The organism is Metallosphaera sp. D4-4 (assembly GCF_046245145.1).
In the GTDB taxonomy this organism is placed as follows: Archaea; Thermoproteota; Thermoprotei_A; order Sulfolobales; family Sulfolobaceae; genus Metallosphaera; species Metallosphaera sedula.
In genome coordinates this window covers 1,508,324-1,526,020 of the sequence record NZ_CP176412.1, presented here as the reverse complement: position 1 = coordinate 1,526,020, position 17,697 = coordinate 1,508,324, and the positions used below count along the sequence as shown (strand labels likewise).

Sequence of the window (17,697 nt, the reverse complement as noted above, 5' to 3'; positions counted from 1 at the left end):
GCAGAGTGAAGCTAGGGCCTCCTCTCATTTCTTAGAGGAGTCCTTTATTTTCACAAGATACTCCTTGATTGTTCTTAGGTCAGATTCCACATGCTTTTCGTCTGTCGCAATCCACATTATACCGCCCGCTGCATCAACAACCTCTCCGTTCAAGTGTAGATCCTTCACCCTCTCTTTCCAGTTAAATGGGATCTTGGAAATCACAAGAACGTAGAGCTCACCAGTGTTACGGAGATGGAATTTACCCCAGAATAAATCGTTCACCTTGTATTCCGCTTCCTTGGCAAAGGGTTCCTTTCCAGGCCTTTCCGACACTTCTCTCCAGGGACCTAACTCTCCGCCTATACTGCTGAGATCTTGGATCATGTTATTCCCCTCTCCTCCAGTGCCTTCATCGCTATCTTACTAAGCCCCAGCTCCTTTGGACTTATCCCAAAGGATATTGCCAGGAGTTGAGTAACGTACATAGTGGGCATGGTCCATCCAGTCTTAAACTCGTCCATTACCTTGAACTGGGTAACATCAAGTTGTAAATGACAGAGACTACATGGATGTACCATTATATCCGCTCCAGCGCCCTTAGCAGAAGAGAGAACATTATAGGCCAACTTCAATCCTCCCTTGGGATTGCTTCCCATTAAGGGGAAACCACAACAAGCTGTCGCCATGGGGAACCTCACTGGAGTTGCTCCAGTGGCTGATACTAGATCCTCTAGACTGTGGGGCTTATATGCGGACTCAAATCCCATGATCTGCTCAGGCCTTAGCATTTGACATCCGTAATATGTTCCGACCTTCAACTGGGTCAGGGGCCTTGTAACGTGGGACTTTATCCTCTCAATTCCAACGTCCCTCACCAAAACCCACACAATATGCTCAGCGTCCACGGTTCCCTTGTACTCTATAGAGGCGGATTTGAGCCTGGAATCGACGTCTTTCCTAAGCTCCTTGTCTTCCTTGTAGTTGTTTACTGCAAGTCTATGACTTTGCAAGCAAACACTACAGGGAGTTGCCATTTTGTTGAGTCCCATCTTCTCTACCTGGGACAAGTTTCTCAGGTTCAAGGCAGCATGGGCCTTTTGATCATATTCGTCCAGGAATCCTCCTCCGCAACAGTTCCAGTCCTCTACTTCCACTAGTTCCAATCCTAGAACCTCGGCCACCTTCTTTGTGGCCACATCAACGTCCTTAGATAGGCCGTGGGTTGCACATCCCGGATAATATGCTACTTTCATTCCTTCTCACCCATTAACTTCTGAATTTGATCTATCTGACTTACCTTCTTTTCCCTAATTAATGCAAGGTTAACCTTCCCGTTCCTCATGGTGTAAAGCATGTCAGTGATTGCCGCGGCTAGGCCGTAGGTCGTGATGTATACCTTGGCCTCCTCAAGTTTACCCGTTTCCCTTATACTATCAAATATGGCCTTAACGTGCTTCTCGCCGGTCTTTGCTACCTCTGACTTGTCCTTGAGGAAACGTGTGTGAGCCCTAGTTTTCTTAATTGTGGTAACAGGTTCCACATCCCTTGGACATACGTTGAAGCACTGATAACAATACGTGCACCTCCACGCGCTATCGGCTAAGATCTTCAACCTTTCATCGTAGATGGTATCCCTTGGGTCCGCCAGGAATCTATACCCCTTGGCGTGTGCTGCTGGTCCTAGGAACTCCTCGTCTATCCTCACAGCTGGGCAAGCTGAGACACAAAGCCCACACCAGATACATTGGGCGAACTTCCAGAGTTCCCTTTGATCCTCTGGCCTTAACCTGTGCTCTCCACGCCCCTCCACCACTTCCTTGCTTGGGTAAAGCCTAGGTTTAACCTTAAACATCCTGGCGTAGAATTCATCCATATCTACGATGAGGTCCTTCTGAACCTTGAAGTAATCCATAGGTTCGACGGTTATTTGGTTGCTGTCATACTTCTTCACAATGTCCAGGGCAAGGGTCTTACAGGCTAGCCTGGGTTCCCCGTTAATCCTCATGGCACAACTTCCGCAGACCGCCATGTGACAGGAAGCCCTATAGGCCAGGGTTGGGTCCTGTTCTGACTTTATTCTCCTAAGGACCTCAGTCATCTGGGTGAATCTATCAACAACTAGTTTGTACTCCTGCCAGTACTCGCCTTTCTCCTGGTTATATCTTTTTACTTTGACCACAATCTCCCGTTGCTCCAGTTGGCTCTCCATTTCAGTACACCCTTGCCTCTGGTTGCCACCTAGTCATGGTCACGGGCTTAAACCCTATCTCTACCTGATTACCCTTGAGGTAAGCCAACGTATGTTTGAGCCAGTTCCTATCATCTCTCTCTGGATAGTCCGTCCTGTAATGAGCTCCTCTTGATTCGGTTCTAGTTAACGCTGACTTGGCTATTACCACCGCGAGGTCCATCATGTTTCTCAGCTCCAATGCGTTAAAGAACTCGGTATTGTAGGTCTTGCTCTTGTCAGTCACATACATGCTCTTGACCTGTGCCCTAAGTTTCTCGACCTCTGAGAGGGCAGTCTTTAATAGGTCCTCGTTCCTGAAAATCCCCACATCATCCCACATTACCTGCCTAAGTTTGTTGAGTATTTCGCCGAAGTGGACTCCGGTCTCGCTCTTCACAAAGGTGTAGGCCTCGCTTAGAAGTTTCTCTGCTTCCTTCTCCAGGGTGGTTGAGGATGACTCCTCGTGCTTCTTGAGGTACTCCACTACAGTTCTTCCAGTTTCCCTACCAAAAACGAGGGTTTCTAGCAAGGAGTTGGAGCCCAGCCTGTTGGCACCGTGGACAGATACGCAAGCTACCTCGCCTGCCGCAAATAGTCCTTGCAAATCACTATTGGTTCCAGTAATGTCCACGTCCACTCCACCCATATAGTAGTGCTGTGCAGGTCTAACAGGGATGGGCTCCTTAGTAGCATCAACCCCCGCAAAACTCATGGCAGCCTCGTAAGCCAACGCAAGTCTCTCCTTTATGTAGCTCTCTCCCAGATGGGTAAGGTCCAATCCAACATACCCGCCAGGGAAACCTCTTCCCTCCCTTATCTCTATTGTGATGGACCTAGAGACAATATCCCTGGGGGCAAGGTCCAACTTCTTGGGAGCATATCTGGTCATGAATCTCTCCCCCTTATTGTTCTTGAGGATACCTCCTTCTCCCCTTGCCGCCTCACTTATCAGAATGTCTGAGGGATAGAGCGCAGTTGGGTGGAACTGAACAAATTCGGGATCCTTCAGGGCCGCTCCAGCCCTCAGAGCCATAGAGTAACCGTCACCCGTGTTTATGTAGGCGTTGGTCGTGTGCGCGTATAGCATCCCCATGCCACCGGTGGCTAGCACAACAGCCTTTGCCTTGAACAGGGCCGGTTCCATGGACTTCATTTCCATGGCCAGAACTCCAGCTACCCTCTTCTCGTCCAGCACCAGGTCCACCGCAAACCACTCGCTATAGAAATCCACTGAGAGACCTGAGACCCTTTCGAACAGGGTGTGCAAAAGGGCCATGCCAGTCTTGTCCCCAACGAATCTGGTCCTGGGATAGGTCTGTCCACCGAAATAACGCAGAGCTACCCTCCCGTCTGGTTGCCTATTGAATAGCGTACCCCACCTCTCCATTATCTCCACTATTTCTCCAGATTTTTCAGATAGAAGTTCCGCAGCGTCCTGATCGACTAGGTAATCTCCTCCCTTGACCGTGTCATAGGTCATGTAGTCTGGATTGTCGTTGGGATCGGAGTTACCCCGGACATATGCAGCTATTCCACCTTCCGCGGAGGAGGAGTGAGACCTTGTGGGAAAAACCTTAGAAATGATCGCTACCCTATAGCCTGCTGAGGCGATTTCATGGGCCGACATTAACCCCGCTAATCCTCCTCCAAGAACTACTGCGTCATAAAGAAGTTTGTCCATACAAAAATCGCAATAGATACGTTATTAAGAATTACTTTAAGAGAGTAGTTCAGATAGGTTCTTAATTACAAATGTAGGGCGTATCCCCGTCCTTTCCACGTCTGCCCTCTGAGAAATGCCCGTAAGAACTAGAGCAGTGTCTGCTCCTAGTTCGTTCCCCATCTTTATGTCGGTCTCCAGTTGGTCACCAATAACGAGAACCTTCTTCAAGTCGCTTATCCCCGTGAGCTCCATTGCTACCTCAACTATCCACTTGTTGGGCTTCCCTGCCACGAAATCCGGTTCCCTCTTTAAGGCATATATCAAGGCACTCGCCAAGGCGCCAGCTCCTAGTCTCAAACCATCCTTGGCGGGCCACAACCTATCCATGTTAGTCACGACAAACTTGCTACCCTTCCATATACATCTCATCCCTATGGATAGCTTATCATAGGTAACTAGCCTATCCAGTCCAAGCACAACCACATCTGGGATCTCTTTCTCAGCGTTAGCTGTCATCAATACCTCGTATCCTGCATTTCTAATCTCCTCCACAAGACCTTCCTCGCCAATAACGAAAACCTTCTTCACGTCCCAACTCTTTTTCATGTAAAGTACTGCAGCTAATCCGCTGGTAATTATATCCTTAGGCTCTATTGGTAACCCTAGGTAGTTGAGTTGCCTTGAGAGAAGAACTCTGCTGAACCCAGAGTTGTTGGTCACTAGGATAACTTTCTTTCCATGTTCAATCATTTGCCTGAGCGAATTTATGTTGTCCCAGATGGGATCACCTTCCATGAGGATAACGCCATCAACGTCGCTTATTATTAGATCATAATCTAGTACCATTTTGCAATCATCTCCATCTTGTTCCTTATTGCATCAGAGGTTATACCCTGACCGAGATCAAAGAGGAAGAGTCCTTGAGGGTTGTAAAGGGCGGATTCACATGACCATTTCCCGGGAAAGGGCCTCATGATCTTTACGTAATTGACTCTCCCTTCGAACGCGAACAACAGAAATTCACCAAGATCCTTAACATCAACGTAAAACATGGTACACTCTCCCAAATTATTCCTGATCACTTTCTGTGGACTTATTCCACCTAGATCGATTTCAATCATTTTTTTATCCACTCCTCTCGTGTAAACTCGTGGATTCGGAAAAACTAACTAGGAATTACTATTCCAAGCTCATAAGGTTACCATCAACAGAGGCCCTTTCAATCTGGGTGGGAGCGGAAGTAGGTCTATCCTTTCTGAGGTCGCTATCTGACGGATTCACGTATTTGACAGGCTTCCTAGTGTACTTGTCCTTGTCCCTAATATCCCTTCACAGAAGAGTTAGAACTTTCCTTGCAATGGCGGGAATGTTTGGTATTATCTACTTGATAATCTCGTTCTTTCCTTTGGTAATACCCCTCTCCTTTGGCCTCTTTATTCCCCTTATGACTTACGTTATGTTAATAGATTACGGGGATTTCACTTCGCCGGGCCTAACCACGCTAATAGGCCTGATCTCGGCACTTTCCACGTTTCCAAGGAATATTGAACTAGTTATTGCCTTCTACTTGATCGTGGGGCTATTTTCCTACTTATACTTGATCCTTGTTAACAGAAAAGGGAAAAGCGTCACAGGCATTCCATCTCTGAACATTGTTAGACCTTTCCTGAAGGCTATGAGCTACAGGAGGGACGAGGAAGTTGAAAACTTCCTGGAAAAGATATCTACCGAATTTCACTCAAGCACACTTGTACTGAAACTTGGAGACGTTCTTCTAGTTTTACCCAGAATACACTTTGGTATGTACGGAAAGGTGGGGAGTTCCCTATTTCCCTATCAGCTGGAGGAGTTGGTGAACAACAAGGTAATGGTATTTCACGGTCCTGGAAGCCACGAGATAGATCTGGCCTCAAGCAAGGAGTCACGTAAGCTTGCACAGATAATCTCCTCGAAGATCAGGGAGGGGAATTGGAAGGAGTTAAGGTTTGGGGGGATAAAGTTCCTATCTGAGGACAGGTTTAGGATGACCTCCCTCGTGTTCGACCATATAACGCTGAACTTCAGCGAGAGACCGGGCTACGGAATAGATGATCTTCCTGGAGGGTTATGGGACGAATCACTGAAGACAGGTAATTTCCTAGTTGATTGCCACAACGAGTCTCTAAAGGAGGAAATAGGGCACAGGGATGAAAGAGCCTTAAGGGAATTCGTCTCCAAGAAGATTCCAGCTACCGAGGAGAGACCTCTCCTAGTGGGATACGGTGAGTCTGAAATTAACTCAACATGTGAGGGGATCTGTAGTCGTAAAGTTAAGGCACTTATAGTTGGAGATGGGGACAAAAAGATAGTAATTGCCTACGTGTTTGCCAATAACGCCAATGAGGAGACTGGGAAGTTATTACGCGAGAAGTTTGGTAACCTTTACGAGAAGGTCATCCTCGTCACACCTGACGATCATTCATGTACAGGAACATCCTTTGGAAACCTCTACACTCCAGCAGAGCCTTGCCCACAGATACTGGAAGCCCTGGAGAAAGCGATCAAAAATGCTGAAGCAAACCTCAAGAAAGTAGAGGCAAGCTACATGATAGTGGATGCGAAAGTGAAGGTAATTGGAAAATTTATTTCGTTGATGGTGGAGGGGCTGGAGCAGGTAGGGAGCTTTGCTATGAGAACGTTCTGGATCCCTGTGATCTTTCCATACGTAGCCCTTATAATTCTTCTACTTGGAAATTACCTTGTCAAATTCTAAGATGAGTTGCTTTACTTGCCCTTTCCACTTTGGTAGCTGATCTGGACCTGCTGGGTAAGCTCTGTAGAGAGCCTTTATCTCCTTCATGTACTCCGCCACATTCTTGAGTTTGTATAGTAGAGAAGGTCTTCCTAAACCTGCAATCACTCTCATTGCCTTATCCGCTACGGATAGTTGAAGATCTCCGGTCATACTCGCCTCTAGAAGATCCTCCTCCCTAATGACTTTCTTCCTCATTCCGTAGTTTATGTCATCATCTGATAACTTCTGAAGGAACCTTCGGAAGAGTTCTAAGCTAGCCTGTTTTGCGCCATAACGCTCGTTATAACACAGGTTAGTTTCCCAGAGGGATTGAGCCGAGAAGTCCCCCTTCTCGAAGGAGTTTAGCGTGGCCCTAGCTGCGCAGAACCCTGATATCATTGCTGATCCTTTCCCGCCTCCGTGGACTGGATTAGCCGTGTATCCAGAATCGCCTATGACTATTATACCGTTCCAAACCAAGGTGTCTAGTGGCCTCCTAGTGGGCACAAGGGCTCCTCCCTTTACTATCATTCTGTTTCTATCTACGTCAGCACCGTACTCCTTCCAATATTTCTCATAGAAGGTGTAGATGCTGGGGTAGCCCATTCCTCCCTGTATTCCCAGTCCTATGTTTACCTTATCCTTCCCCTTCGGGAAATACCACCAATATCCTCCAGGTGAGGTGGTCTGGTTGATGAAGATTTTCAAGTAACCAGGTTCATCTATATCCTCCCTAGTATAGGCCACTTCCCTATAGGCGATGTCCGCGTCCCTCTCATCCATGTCCTCAGAGACAGGGATTTCCTGAGGAAGTTTGCTCCTGAAGCTTCTTGAGTACCCAGTAGCCTCTATAACCATCTTGGCCTTTACCTCTATCTGCTCCTCCTTCCTCCTGTCAAATATCACTGCACCCTTCACGAAGCCATTCTCTAGGACAGGCTTCATGGCAGTGGTTAAGTCCATCACCTCAACTCCCCTGTCCCTGGCCTCCTTCAATATTCTCTGTGTATAGGCTGGGGCATTTATTTCAAATCCTTCGCCCTTAACGGTCCACTCTGTGGACATATCGGGGCTATATAACTTGATTCCATCGATCTTCTGTTCAAGTTGTTCTCCCTCCGGGTAGGGCATACCAAGGTTGTCAAAGTGTTCCTTGCTAACTGCGTCCCCGCAAGGCTTGTCCCCAATCCTGTTCCACGGCTTACTGTCTATTAGAAGTATCCTAAGTCCCTTATTCGCCAGATGCCAAGCCGCGGTGGAACCTGCGAATCCTCCACCAATTATTAATACATCGTAGGTTAGTTGTTTCAAAAATATCCCCGCCAGCTTTTCTCCGTCTAAAATAAAAATCTACTTACAATTGTCCTTTATCATAGAGATCTTTAGAGAATCTGGAAGAGATGACATTAACTTGCTCATGGAGTACTTATTATCCTCATCACAATATGTCATGAGACCGTCTACACCGAGCTGAGAGGCTTTCTCGAACATCTTCTTTACGTCTTCCGGTTTCCAGGTATAGACTTCAAGACCGAGGTCAATGTTGTCAAGTATAGCTTCCCTAGCGCTAGCGAGTACCTGCCAATGGGGGAGAGGCGATATAACGTTGATGATGACCTTCCTGAAGCCTGAAGCCCTTGCATCCTTCATGAGTTTCCTGAAAACCTCGGCGAGGGTCTCCTCCCTAACCTGTACCAGAACTAGGACTGCCTTATTTCTCAAGTCCATGGGTTATTCCTGGTTAGCTCAGTTAATATTAGTAATGTGGCCCAGTCCGAGGTGATACTAAAAACCCCATTCCTTTGTTTTTTAACTTGAGGAAACAATATAATATTGTGATAGTCCAGATAATTTACAGAAAGTTTACCCCTGAGATCAAAAAACTCGTGAATAGGCTAAGGAAGATGAGGGCAGTTGAGGATATAATTTTCAGCAAGGGAGAGAGAAACATGTTAATAGTCGACGGGCTAGTCGCATGGAAGGAAGGGGACGGCGATCCCATGGAGGGGTTTTATGACATTAGAATAATTAAAAGCATGTTAGAAATAAATCCTGAGGTTAGTGCGTGAGACTCCTAGTGTAATGGGAGGAGTCCGTGATAACAACGTATCCGCGACTCTCTGGGGGGAACTCCCTAGTTATACCCCCAGCATAGATCACCCTGGCCAGCTTGTCCACTTCCAGTCTTTTATGCTGGCCAATCACGAGCCAGTCCCAGGGTCCTGCCCCCACAGTTTTTCTCAGCTGATCAATGTCGCCCTGATGCCCGTGAATGATGTAGTATTTTATTGAAGATGCGTCCGCTATATACATTGTCGTTCCTATGATCTCTTCCCTGTACCTAGGTTCAGCCATGATACACTTCAACGCGTGGGGATCCATGTCTCCCTGTATATACACGAGCTGTGCCCACGGAGCAATACTCCTTATGACGTAAAGTACGTCTATAACCCTTGGGCACTCATAGTCCCAGTAACACTGGGTTGTGTCACCGTTCAGGACTATGACCTCTGGTTCCTCCTTCTTTATCACGTTTGACAGTACGCTCTCTATGTGGGGCTCAGGAAACCTAATGTTGCTGAGAACTAGTATCTTCATAGCTGATCTACCTCATCAAAGAACACTTTCTCTCCTCCGTTCCACATTATTCCTCTTGGCATTGCGCCAGTATTAAATGATGCTGAGGCGTAACCCTGATGGTCGAGTGCGATCAGACCGAGGTTGTCCTTACCGAAGGTTTCAGTGAACTTTCCCATGACAGCCCTAACAGATTCCTCAAGTGGATATCCCATGGCTCGTAGCATGTCTATTTCCTTTGCTGGAAGCAGTTTTAGTATGAGTTCCCCTATTCCAGTGCAGGACACGGCCACCCTGGCCGTGGCGTAGAATCCAGCCCCGGGTATTGGTGAGTCACCCACTCGTCCTGGCAATTTACCCCTTATTCCACCGGTGCTGGTTCCAGCGGAGAGATTCCCCTGTTCGTCCAACGCTACGGCCCCCACGGTATCCCCATCCCTGGAGCTATCTCCCTCCTCCGTTTCCTCCCAAACAGTCCTGACCATGAGAACGTGTCTTCCCTGTTTCAGAACCTCATAGGCTCTCCTTATGGGGTTTCTGGCCCTAATGGAGGCCACAGATCCTACCGATAGGGTCTTACCGTGCATCAGTCCCGCGTCCATCTCCACTCCTCCCTCGGCGTTCTTCACGCTTCCCCTTCCAGCGTTGAAAACTCCGCTATCTTCCATGGAAGCTATGGCCTCCACCACGGCCTCTAAGGAGCTTCCGGTCCTGAATTCCCTGTATCCCCTCTCCAAGGACTCCCTCAAGGCCTTCAGAGCCCTATCCCTTTCCATGTTTTTCCAAGAGCCCGCTCCTCCGTGAATGACAAGAACTGGCGAATTGTATCTCATTGAGTCAATGTTACCATTAGATATTTTTATCTTTGATAACAGGTTTAAGATGGTTCAAATGAAGGACTGGCAAGTTGCTGGCGTCTCTCTGGTACTTATCCTGTTACCTGTGTTGCCTGCGTTGGCCAATAATTTTCCAGCTTTCCTGGGAGCTTCCATCGTGGGCTTTGCCATGGTACTCTACCTTTTCTGGACTTACAAGCCATGGAGCGGAAAGGACAACGCGGTGGTCTCCCTCTATTTCACTGGGATATTCTCCTTCGGCCTAGCCCTGGGAGTCTTCTTCGTGTTACCCCTCCAGCCTAGGTTATACGGTGTTGTATCAGTCGTGGAATCAATACCCTTCTTCATCTCGTTCTACTTCGCCACTAGGGATATATGGAAGGCCCTCTTTAAGAAGGATATCCTCTATCTCGCTGACGGTTATTTCGCCTTTGTGCTCACAGTCTTGATCGGGGCAATCATAGGCAGATTTCTTCACAACTTCTACGAGTTAATTGTCCTTTATACAGGGTTTCTTACAATGGGCTTTATACTGATGCTCTACTTTAGAAAGTAAGGTGTTTACATGAAGGTGGCCGTGGTAGGCGGGGGCCCGGCTGGGATATCACTGGGATGGTTCTTAAGGGGAACCAAGATTGACGTCACGGTTTACGAAGGGCTAGATGACGTAGGGAAGAAGCCATGTGCGTGGGGAGTTCTCAAGGGGATAGAGAACTACTTGGACATCCCAAAGGAGGCAATATACAGCGAGATAAAGGGGTTCAGGATCTACCTAGACAATAAGCTCATCTCAGAAGTTAGGGAGAGGGAGAGGCTTGGGTATATCGTGGATAAGCCACTCCTACTAAGGAAACTGGGGGAGAAGATTGATCTTAGACTTAACTCCAAGGTGGTCCTGAACAAGGGCAAGCTCCTGGTGAACGGGAAGGAGGAGGAGGCTGACAAGGTGATAATTGCCACTGGCCACTATTCCCTCTCCAAGGATGTCACAATTCCCGCACTCCAATACATTACTGACCTAAATTACGATCCCGAAATGGTGGACATGTACTTCTACTCTGACCTCCTTGGATATGGATGGATATTCCCCGATCCAAAGGGGGCTAAGATTGGGGTAGGAGGTTACGCTTCCGTGGACTTCATAAGGGAGAAACTAAAGACCATCACGTCAGGTAGGATCATAACCCAGCACGGAGCGAGAGTCGCTGACTACGGAGTTTTCGAGGATAGATTGAACGGCTCATACATTGGCGAGGCCTTGGGAACAGTATACGCGGTTACGGGAGAGGGGATAAGGCCATCAATCATCTCCTCAAGGATTATGGCAGACTCCCTCTTAGAAGGGAAGGACTTCTCTAGGGAGTTCAAGAGGAGCAAGCTTCACTGGACCCTTCAGGTGCACGCGGAAGTGATAAAGAGAGCCAAGGCATCCAACTCGGTAAAGGGATTGGAGAGGGTGTTACTAAGGGCAGATCCGAAACTGGTTGTGAAGTTCGCCATGGGCGATTTCGGAAAGTTAGACCTTATTAAACTGTTCGGGAGTGCTATATTATGACAGATTATTATTACCTAGATAACGTGGACAGGAAAATTCTAAACATATTACAGAGGGATTCTAGGACTCCCTTCTCTAGGCTGGCAAAGATGCTTGACTTGAGCGAGTCCACAATACATATGCGTGTAAAGAGACTGGTAAAGGAAGGTGTCATCAAGAACTTTGGAATAGAGATTGACCTGGATAGGATAGGCCTAAACGTCTTGGCCTTCGTCCTCATTAAGGCAGAGCCTAAGAAGTACGAGGAAATACTCAAGAAGCTAGTGGAGATGAATGAGATCTACGATATATACGACGTGACTGGAGAGTATTATGCATTGTTGAAGGTGAGGGTTAGATCCAGGGAAGAGCTGGCCAAGGTTTTGGACTATATAGGCAAGCTTGAGGGCGTTACCTCAACCTACACAATGGTGGCCCTGAGAACCATAAAGGAGAAAAAGTACTTAGACGAGGAAGATCAATAAATACTTTTTAACGCTCCCCGCTTTTTATGTCCGATGAGCTCGGAAAATAGGGCACAGATTGCAGTAATAGGAGGGTCAGGTCTATACGATCCCGAGATCTTCTCAAACACGAAGGAGATCAAGGTTCACACGCCGTATGGGGAACCCAGCGATTTAATCACGTTGGGGGAACTGGAGGGCAAGGTAGTCGCGTTCCTCCCAAGGCATGGGAGAAGGCACAGGATTCCTCCGCACAAGATTAACTACAGGGCAAATATATGGGCGTTGAAGGAACTAGGGGTAAAATGGGTAATTTCAGTCTCAGCGGTGGGGAGCCTTAACCTGGGATATAAGCCAGGCGAATTCGTCATACCGGATCAGTTCATCGATATGACCAAGAGAAGGGAATACACCTTCTATGACGGTCCAGTTGTGGCCCACGTATCCATGGCAGAGCCGTTCTGCAACTCCCTTAGGAAAGTGATTATAGAGAGCGCCAAGAGACTGAATATAACAACACATCCCAAGGGAACTTACATCTGCATAGAGGGACCTAGATTCTCAACGAGGGCCGAAAGCGTGGTCTGGAAGGATGTTTTCAAGGCAGACATTATTGGTATGACCCTTGTCCCTGAAGTTAATCTAGCTTGTGAGGCAGAGATGTGTTACTCCACAATAGCAATGATCACGGATTACGACGTGTTCGCGGAGGTTCCTGTAACAGCCGAGGAGGTTACCAAGGTAATGTCGGAGAACACGGCTAAGGCGAAGGCCCTACTAAGGGAAGTGATAAGGTCGCTTCCTGAGAAGCCTGACGAGAGAGAGTGTTCCTGTTGTCACTCCCTGAAGACAGCTTTGGTGTGATAGGCCTTCTTAGGCCCCCCAAGATCTCCTTGCCTGCCTTCTCCACGATAGTTTACGGATATGGGATGGAGCTCCCAGCGTTCACCCTGGCCAGGGGATACGTAGCACTCTCAGGCGAACCTGTGAAGCTCCTGGGGGTATACGACTTCACCTTCCTTGACTCTCCCTACACTGAGAACAGCGAGGTCGTGTTCTTCGTGAACGACGAGGCTGAGCTGAAGGACTTGGAGAATGTAGTTAAGACTCTCGGGATCAGGGGAACTCTCCTGACTTGTGGGGGCAAGAAGTTTCCCTTAAGGACTCAGGTATTCGAGGGGGATCTATGTGAGATCAACCTGGCCCTATCAACCTTATCCTGGCTAACCAAGTTTTCTTCGCCTAGATCTAAGCATATTTCAGAGGAGCTTGATACGTCTGACCTGAAGGATTGGATATCTAGCAAGCTCCAGGATGTGGATCCCTCCCTAGATCTAGTTATCTCTCCTGTGCTCCTACCTTCCATAACCCTGCTCAAACAAAACCTGGGAAAGAAAGTAAAACCATTTTACGAAAAGGACTTTTCCGACTCTAACGTACTATATACTGGTGTTGACTCCTTGATCGGGAAAAGAGTGGCGTATGAGTTGAGAAATCAAGGCAAGAGGGTGAAGGAGGTCCTCCTTGACACTGACCCGCTAACGGCTCCCATATATTTAAGTATAATGTCTTACATTTTTAAGATTAGAACTAAAGGAAGCTGATCAAGATTGGACCTGATGGAATTCTGGTTTAGGAGCAGGGCAGTCATTGACGAGCTTGTGGAGAAGTTCCTCGACGAGTCAAAGGAATGGGAAACCATGGAGATGTCGAAATACATCATGAGGGACGGTAAGAGATTCAGGGGCACTCTCATGTTTCTCTTCAACGGAGCCCTGGGAGGGGAGGAGAAGGATGCTTATCCTGGTGCCCTCGCCACTGAAATTCTCCACTCAGCCTCCCTGGCCCTGGATGACATAGTGGACTATGACGAAATAAGGAGAGGAATGAAAGCTGCTTGGGCAGTCTACACGAACAGGAAGGTGATATTCGTGTCCAATTACCTCATTCCCACGGCCCTAAGCATAATCTCGAGCTACGGGGATAAGGCCCTGAGGATCAGCGTGGATCTGTGGAAAGACACTGCAGTGGGAGCCCTTAAGGATATGTACGGGAAAGACGAGGACTACGTGAGGACCATTGAACTCAAGACTGCCTCCCTATTTAAACTTCCAACAATGCTCTCCTCCTTTTCCTCGGGAAGGAGCGAGTTCCTTGACACTCTCATGGAGGCTGGTAAGGATCTTGGTGTAATATATCAGCTAATAGACGATTACGTGGATTGCGTTACGCAGGACAAGGACAAGCTAGTGGGGAGCGCGAGGCAACTATTTTCCTTGACCTCGGGGAAGTTCGAGTCATTCGTTAGGATGAAGTATAGGGAGTACAAGGAACATTACGAGACTCTCCTAAGATCGCTTCCAGTTAAGCCTGATTACCTAGACCAGCTTGTTGCTCTCCCTGACTTTTTGGCCTTTGGTCTCATGGGGGAAGCCGGAATAAAGAATAAAATATTTTAGGATTACCCCCTTCAGGAGAGAAATTTGGCAAAGATAGCGGTAGTTCATGAATCACAGAAGGTCACTGAGGCCTCCAAGCAACTGCTACTGGAAATAAAGGCGAGGGGTCATACGGCCTACTACATTAGGGTTTCCAGGATAAACTCGTCCATAGGTGAAGACCTCGGAATATCCTACGCCGGAAAGAAACTGGAAATAGATGGGGCGCTTATCAGGAACCTGGGATTCCTCACAACCATAGAGCAGATGATAAGGAGAGTGGACGTGCTCAGGGAAATAGAGAGCCGTGGGGTTGTCACTATGAATAACGTGGGGTCGATGTTGCTGGCGAGGGACAAGTACGCGAGCATCTCAAGGCTCCACAAGGCTGGAATTCCCGTTCCCTACACGGCTCTAGTTGAGGATCCCTTTGAGGTCATGAGGCTTGTGGAGGAATGGGGAGAGGTCGTGATAAAGCCCCTTGTGGGGAGCCTGGGTTTAGGATCCGTGAAGGTATCAGACCCTGATATAGCCTTCAGGGTAGCTAAGTCTATCCTGTCAGTAAACCAGCCGGTTTACGTTCAAAAATACGTGAAAAAGCCCAATAGGGACATCAGGGCCTTCGTGGTCGGTGATAGGCTGTTGGGGAGCATCTACAGAATATCCCAAGAAAACTGGAAAACTAACGTAGCACAGGGCGCGCTGGTGCAGGCAATATCCTCAGCAGATCTCAAGGAGATTGAGGAAATCAGCGTAAAGGCCACTAAGGCATTGGGACTAGATTACTCGGGTGTGGATATAGTGGAGGATCTGGAGGGAGGTTATAAGGTGTTAGAGGTTAATGGAGCCCCCATGTGGAAGGGGTTTCAGACTGCAACCTCCCTTAATCCCGCAAAATACATTGTGAACCTTCTCCTTGAAAAGATCAGGAAATGAGGAGAAGCAAAACCGCCTGAACCGTGATGTTGAGCTCTCGCCCTGATCCTGTATAGATTATTGTCTATAGGTCCCCCTTGCAAACCCTTTTATTGCTAGTGGAGGTATAGACAATTGGAGGAGTTTGGAATGATGTACGTTAGATATTATAGGTCAACACTTGACCTGGATGAATACGTGACAATGTCCGCACTAGCTTAACCTTTTTATAGAGACTGTGAAGTAACCGTTTCCGCACCTTATGGGTGAGTTTGCCTCGCCCTTCATGAGCACTAGTGTGTCTGCCTTGAACTCGCTTACTGGCTCGGGTGATATTAAGACCTTCTCCTTGCCGAGCGCAATAGGGACTCTGTGAAGGGCAGAACACCACGAAAACGAAGTTATTCCAGGTACCACATCACTTATCTCGGTGAACTGGCCAAGCCTATACAGGGAGCTGTAGAAGGCCGGATCCCCTAAGGTCACGTATACCACGTTATTGTAGGACTTGATCTGATCCAGCAAGCTCTGGTAGGCGGACCTGTCCTTCCTAACGGGTAGAGGAAACTGTAATACGTCCTTTCCCTGTACGTGTGGTAAAACAGCGTTCAGGGTGAACCTCCTTGAGGAAGTGGGAATTACCACCAGGTCTGCCTCCCTGATCAGCCTGAGGGCCTTAAGGGTGAGCAGTTCCGGGTCGCCAGGACCCACTCCAACTCCGTAAAGGTTCATTTCGATCCCCTATATGAATGAATAAAGTCTGGGGAGTAGAGGTTGCTTCTCCTGTCCCCACGGAACCTAAGGCATTCGCTCACCACGATTAGGGCAGTCTTCGTTATCTTACTCTCCTTGACCATTCGTTCTAGCTCCTCAAGTTTACCACGAAGAATTAACTGGTCTCTCCAACCTGCCCTATATACCACTGCAACTGGTTGGTCAGGAGGAAACACCTTGAGTAGCTCCTCCTGAACTAGGTTTATCAAGTGAATTGACAGGAATATGACCACGGTCGAGTTCCTGTCCAGGACCATCCGCCTCTCGTACGACGTTCTGTACGGCAATCGCGTGATTATGATTGACTGAGGACCTCCAGGACACGTCAGTTCTATCCCGAGGAGGGATGCAGAGAGTTGGAAGGAGCTTATCCCAGGGATTATCTCAGCGTCTATTCCCTCCCTCTCCAGAAAGGAGATCTCCTCACTGATGGCTCCATAAATTGAGGGATCGCCATCGTGGGCTATGCACACCTTCTTACCCTGTTCAACTTCCTCCTTCACCTTCCTGACTATCTCCTCCATGGTCATGGTAGCTGTATCGTAAGTTGTCTTACCCTGAAAAAGCTTCTTCACGTCGTCGCTAATTAGGGAACCTGTGTAAAAAATAATGTTACATTCCCTCAACCTGTTCAATGCCTTGAGGGTGAGTAGTTCTGGGTCGCCAGGGCCTACTCCCAAGATCGTGACGCTAGTCAACTTCCTCCCTTACTGGTACCGCTCTCCATTTTTTTAAGGCTGTTTACTAGGGCAAGCGAAGTCGAGAGAGTTGGATATATCTCCTTCTCTGCTGGAACGACCACGATAAGTCCTCCCCTCTGAGATATATCTGACAGGGTTTCCAGGAACCTCAGCTGAAGGGCCATGGGATTAGTCTGGTAGGACTTGGAGGCCTCTGCCAATATTGTGGAGGCCTGTCTCTCACCCTCACTGAGAATGACCTTGGCCCTCCTTAACCTCTCTGCCTCAGCCTGCTTGGCAATCGCCGTTAATAGGTCTGGGGACAGCTTTATGTCCCTCACGGTGACTGCTGTGACCTTGACTCCCCACGCCTCGGTGTAGGAATCCAATATTTCTTGTAACTTTTTGTTTATTTCTTCCCTCTTGCTCAGGACCTCATCCAACTCCATCTGACCTATTATATCCCTCAGGGAGGTCTGTGAAATGTTTAGGACTGCCATGTTGTAGTTGGCAACCATGGAGACGGCCTTCATGGGGTCCACAACTTTGTAGTAAACCACTGCATCTATGGATACGGTAACGTTATCCCGCGTAATCGTAGTCTGTGGTGGAATATCAACCGTTCTAACCCTAAGATCCACGACCAATGGCTTATCCACGAAGGGTATCAGGAAAATTATCCCGGGCCCCTTCATAGCCAGTATTCTACCTAGCCTAAGGACAACTGCCCTTTCCCATTCCCTAACTATCCTAAAGGAGAGAGCCACGAAGATCAGAATAATAATCAAGAGAAAGACTATTCCAACTGCGTCTGCTATTAGAGACATGTGA

Annotated in this window: 22 protein-coding genes; 9 read left to right on the top strand and 13 right to left on the bottom strand. The window is 48.0% G+C overall.

Going from position 1 to position 17,697, the window contains the following annotated elements:
- Positions 1-24: 24 nt before the first annotated feature.
- From ACI49J_RS08260 to ACI49J_RS08235, 6 genes are read right to left on the bottom strand one after another with little or no spacing between them, the layout of a single operon-like run.
- Positions 25-366, bottom strand: coding sequence for a succinate dehydrogenase (locus ACI49J_RS08260; RefSeq protein ID WP_240254958.1), 342 nt, complete (start codon positions 364-366; stop codon positions 25-27).
- Positions 363-1,235, bottom strand: a complete 873-nt coding sequence (locus ACI49J_RS08255; protein ID WP_012020637.1) for a CoB--CoM heterodisulfide reductase iron-sulfur subunit B family protein — start codon at positions 1,233-1,235, stop codon at positions 363-365. The genes ACI49J_RS08260 and ACI49J_RS08255 overlap by 4 nt, the downstream gene beginning before the upstream one ends.
- A complete protein-coding gene (locus ACI49J_RS08250; RefSeq protein WP_012020638.1) occupies positions 1,232-2,191 on the bottom strand; it encodes a succinate dehydrogenase/fumarate reductase iron-sulfur subunit in 960 nt (319 codons plus the stop codon). Before ACI49J_RS08250 ends, ACI49J_RS08255 begins: the two co-directional genes overlap by 4 nt.
- A 1-nt stretch (position 2,192) precedes the next feature.
- Positions 2,193-3,893, bottom strand: a complete 1,701-nt coding sequence (locus ACI49J_RS08245) for a succinate dehydrogenase flavoprotein subunit (RefSeq protein ID WP_012020639.1) — start codon at positions 3,891-3,893, stop codon at positions 2,193-2,195.
- Between the two features lie 36 nt (positions 3,894-3,929).
- Positions 3,930-4,721, bottom strand: coding sequence for an HAD-IIA family hydrolase (locus tag ACI49J_RS08240; protein WP_012020640.1), 792 nt, complete (start codon positions 4,719-4,721; stop codon positions 3,930-3,932).
- Complete coding sequence (locus ACI49J_RS08235) at positions 4,712-4,996, bottom strand: hypothetical protein (protein ID WP_012020641.1); 285 nt, start codon at positions 4,994-4,996, stop codon at positions 4,712-4,714. The genes ACI49J_RS08240 and ACI49J_RS08235 overlap by 10 nt, the downstream gene beginning before the upstream one ends.
- Before the next feature lie 29 nt (positions 4,997-5,025).
- Here ACI49J_RS08235 and ACI49J_RS08230 point away from each other — a divergent pair, with 29 nt between their 5' ends.
- On the top strand, positions 5,026-6,627 hold the full coding sequence (locus tag ACI49J_RS08230) for a DUF2070 family protein (protein ID WP_240254960.1): 1,602 nt from the start codon (positions 5,026-5,028) through the stop codon (positions 6,625-6,627).
- On the opposite strand, the gene ACI49J_RS08225 is transcribed toward ACI49J_RS08230, so the two are convergent.
- Complete coding sequence (locus ACI49J_RS08225) at positions 6,598-7,959, bottom strand: digeranylgeranylglycerophospholipid reductase (RefSeq protein WP_240254962.1); 1,362 nt, start codon at positions 7,957-7,959, stop codon at positions 6,598-6,600. The genes ACI49J_RS08230 and ACI49J_RS08225 overlap by 30 nt on opposite strands.
- 39 nt (positions 7,960-7,998) lie before the next feature.
- A complete protein-coding gene (locus tag ACI49J_RS08220; RefSeq protein ID WP_240254964.1) occupies positions 7,999-8,376 on the bottom strand; it encodes a DUF5751 family protein in 378 nt (125 codons plus the stop codon).
- Positions 8,377-8,462: 86 nt separating this feature from the next.
- On the opposite strand from ACI49J_RS08220, the gene ACI49J_RS08215 reads away from it, so the two are divergent.
- Complete coding sequence (locus ACI49J_RS08215) at positions 8,463-8,717, top strand: hypothetical protein (RefSeq protein WP_275691961.1); 255 nt, start codon at positions 8,463-8,465, stop codon at positions 8,715-8,717.
- Here the strand turns inward: ACI49J_RS08215 and ACI49J_RS08210 are convergent.
- Both ACI49J_RS08210 and ACI49J_RS08205 read right to left on the bottom strand, forming a co-directional pair.
- Positions 8,707-9,246: a phosphoesterase gene (locus ACI49J_RS08210; protein ID WP_012020646.1), complete on the bottom strand. Its 540-nt coding sequence runs from the start codon at positions 9,244-9,246 to the stop codon at positions 8,707-8,709. The two genes, ACI49J_RS08215 and ACI49J_RS08210, sit on opposite strands and share 11 nt — an antisense overlap.
- The gene (locus ACI49J_RS08205) at positions 9,243-10,058 is read right to left on the bottom strand and encodes an isoaspartyl peptidase/L-asparaginase (protein ID WP_240254968.1); all 816 of its coding nucleotides are present in this window, start codon (positions 10,056-10,058) and stop codon (positions 9,243-9,245) included. The genes ACI49J_RS08210 and ACI49J_RS08205 overlap by 4 nt, the downstream gene beginning before the upstream one ends.
- A gap of 58 nt (positions 10,059-10,116) precedes the next feature.
- Between ACI49J_RS08205 and ACI49J_RS08200 the strand changes: the two genes are divergently transcribed.
- Genes ACI49J_RS08200 through ACI49J_RS08170 form a run of 7 tightly spaced genes read left to right on the top strand, consistent with a single transcriptional unit; the run spans position 10,117 to position 15,433 of the window.
- Positions 10,117-10,617, top strand: a complete 501-nt coding sequence (locus tag ACI49J_RS08200; RefSeq protein ID WP_240254970.1) for a hypothetical protein — start codon at positions 10,117-10,119, stop codon at positions 10,615-10,617.
- 9 nt (positions 10,618-10,626) lie between these two features.
- Positions 10,627-11,616, top strand: a complete 990-nt coding sequence (locus tag ACI49J_RS08195) for an NAD(P)/FAD-dependent oxidoreductase (protein ID WP_240254972.1) — start codon at positions 10,627-10,629, stop codon at positions 11,614-11,616.
- Positions 11,613-12,080, top strand: a complete 468-nt coding sequence (locus ACI49J_RS08190) for an Lrp/AsnC family transcriptional regulator (protein ID WP_012020650.1) — start codon at positions 11,613-11,615, stop codon at positions 12,078-12,080. The genes ACI49J_RS08195 and ACI49J_RS08190 overlap by 4 nt, the downstream gene beginning before the upstream one ends.
- A gap of 33 nt (positions 12,081-12,113) precedes the next feature.
- Positions 12,114-12,923, top strand: coding sequence for an S-methyl-5'-thioadenosine phosphorylase (locus ACI49J_RS08185; RefSeq protein ID WP_240254974.1), 810 nt, complete (start codon positions 12,114-12,116; stop codon positions 12,921-12,923).
- Positions 12,893-13,663 carry a hypothetical protein gene (locus tag ACI49J_RS08180; protein ID WP_240254976.1) on the top strand — a complete coding sequence of 257 codons (771 nt, stop codon included), beginning with the start codon at positions 12,893-12,895 and terminating at the stop codon, positions 13,661-13,663. Before ACI49J_RS08185 ends, ACI49J_RS08180 begins: the two co-directional genes overlap by 31 nt.
- A gap of 6 nt (positions 13,664-13,669) precedes the next feature.
- The gene (gene gdS-2, locus ACI49J_RS08175) at positions 13,670-14,518 is read left to right on the top strand and encodes a hexaprenyl pyrophosphate synthase (protein WP_240254978.1); all 849 of its coding nucleotides are present in this window, start codon (positions 13,670-13,672) and stop codon (positions 14,516-14,518) included.
- Positions 14,519-14,542: 24 nt separating this feature from the next.
- A complete protein-coding gene (locus ACI49J_RS08170; protein WP_275691962.1) occupies positions 14,543-15,433 on the top strand; it encodes a RimK family alpha-L-glutamate ligase in 891 nt (296 codons plus the stop codon).
- A 192-nt stretch (positions 15,434-15,625) separates the two neighbouring features.
- Here the strand turns inward: ACI49J_RS08170 and ACI49J_RS08165 are convergent, their stop codons facing one another.
- Genes ACI49J_RS08165 through ACI49J_RS08155 form a run of 3 tightly spaced genes read right to left on the bottom strand, consistent with a single transcriptional unit; the run spans position 15,626 to position 17,693 of the window.
- Entirely contained in the window at positions 15,626-16,144 is a 519-nt protein-coding gene (locus tag ACI49J_RS08165) for an SAM-dependent methyltransferase (RefSeq protein WP_240254979.1), read from the bottom strand.
- Positions 16,141-16,884 (bottom strand): cobalt-precorrin-4/precorrin-4 C(11)-methyltransferase, encoded by a 744-nt coding sequence (locus ACI49J_RS08160; protein ID WP_240254980.1) that lies wholly within the window; start codon positions 16,882-16,884, stop codon positions 16,141-16,143. Before ACI49J_RS08160 ends, ACI49J_RS08165 begins: the two co-directional genes overlap by 4 nt.
- Positions 16,881-17,693: a slipin family protein gene (locus ACI49J_RS08155; RefSeq protein WP_240254982.1), complete on the bottom strand. Its 813-nt coding sequence runs from the start codon at positions 17,691-17,693 to the stop codon at positions 16,881-16,883. Before ACI49J_RS08155 ends, ACI49J_RS08160 begins: the two co-directional genes overlap by 4 nt.
- Between the last annotated feature and the right edge of the window lie 4 nt (positions 17,694-17,697).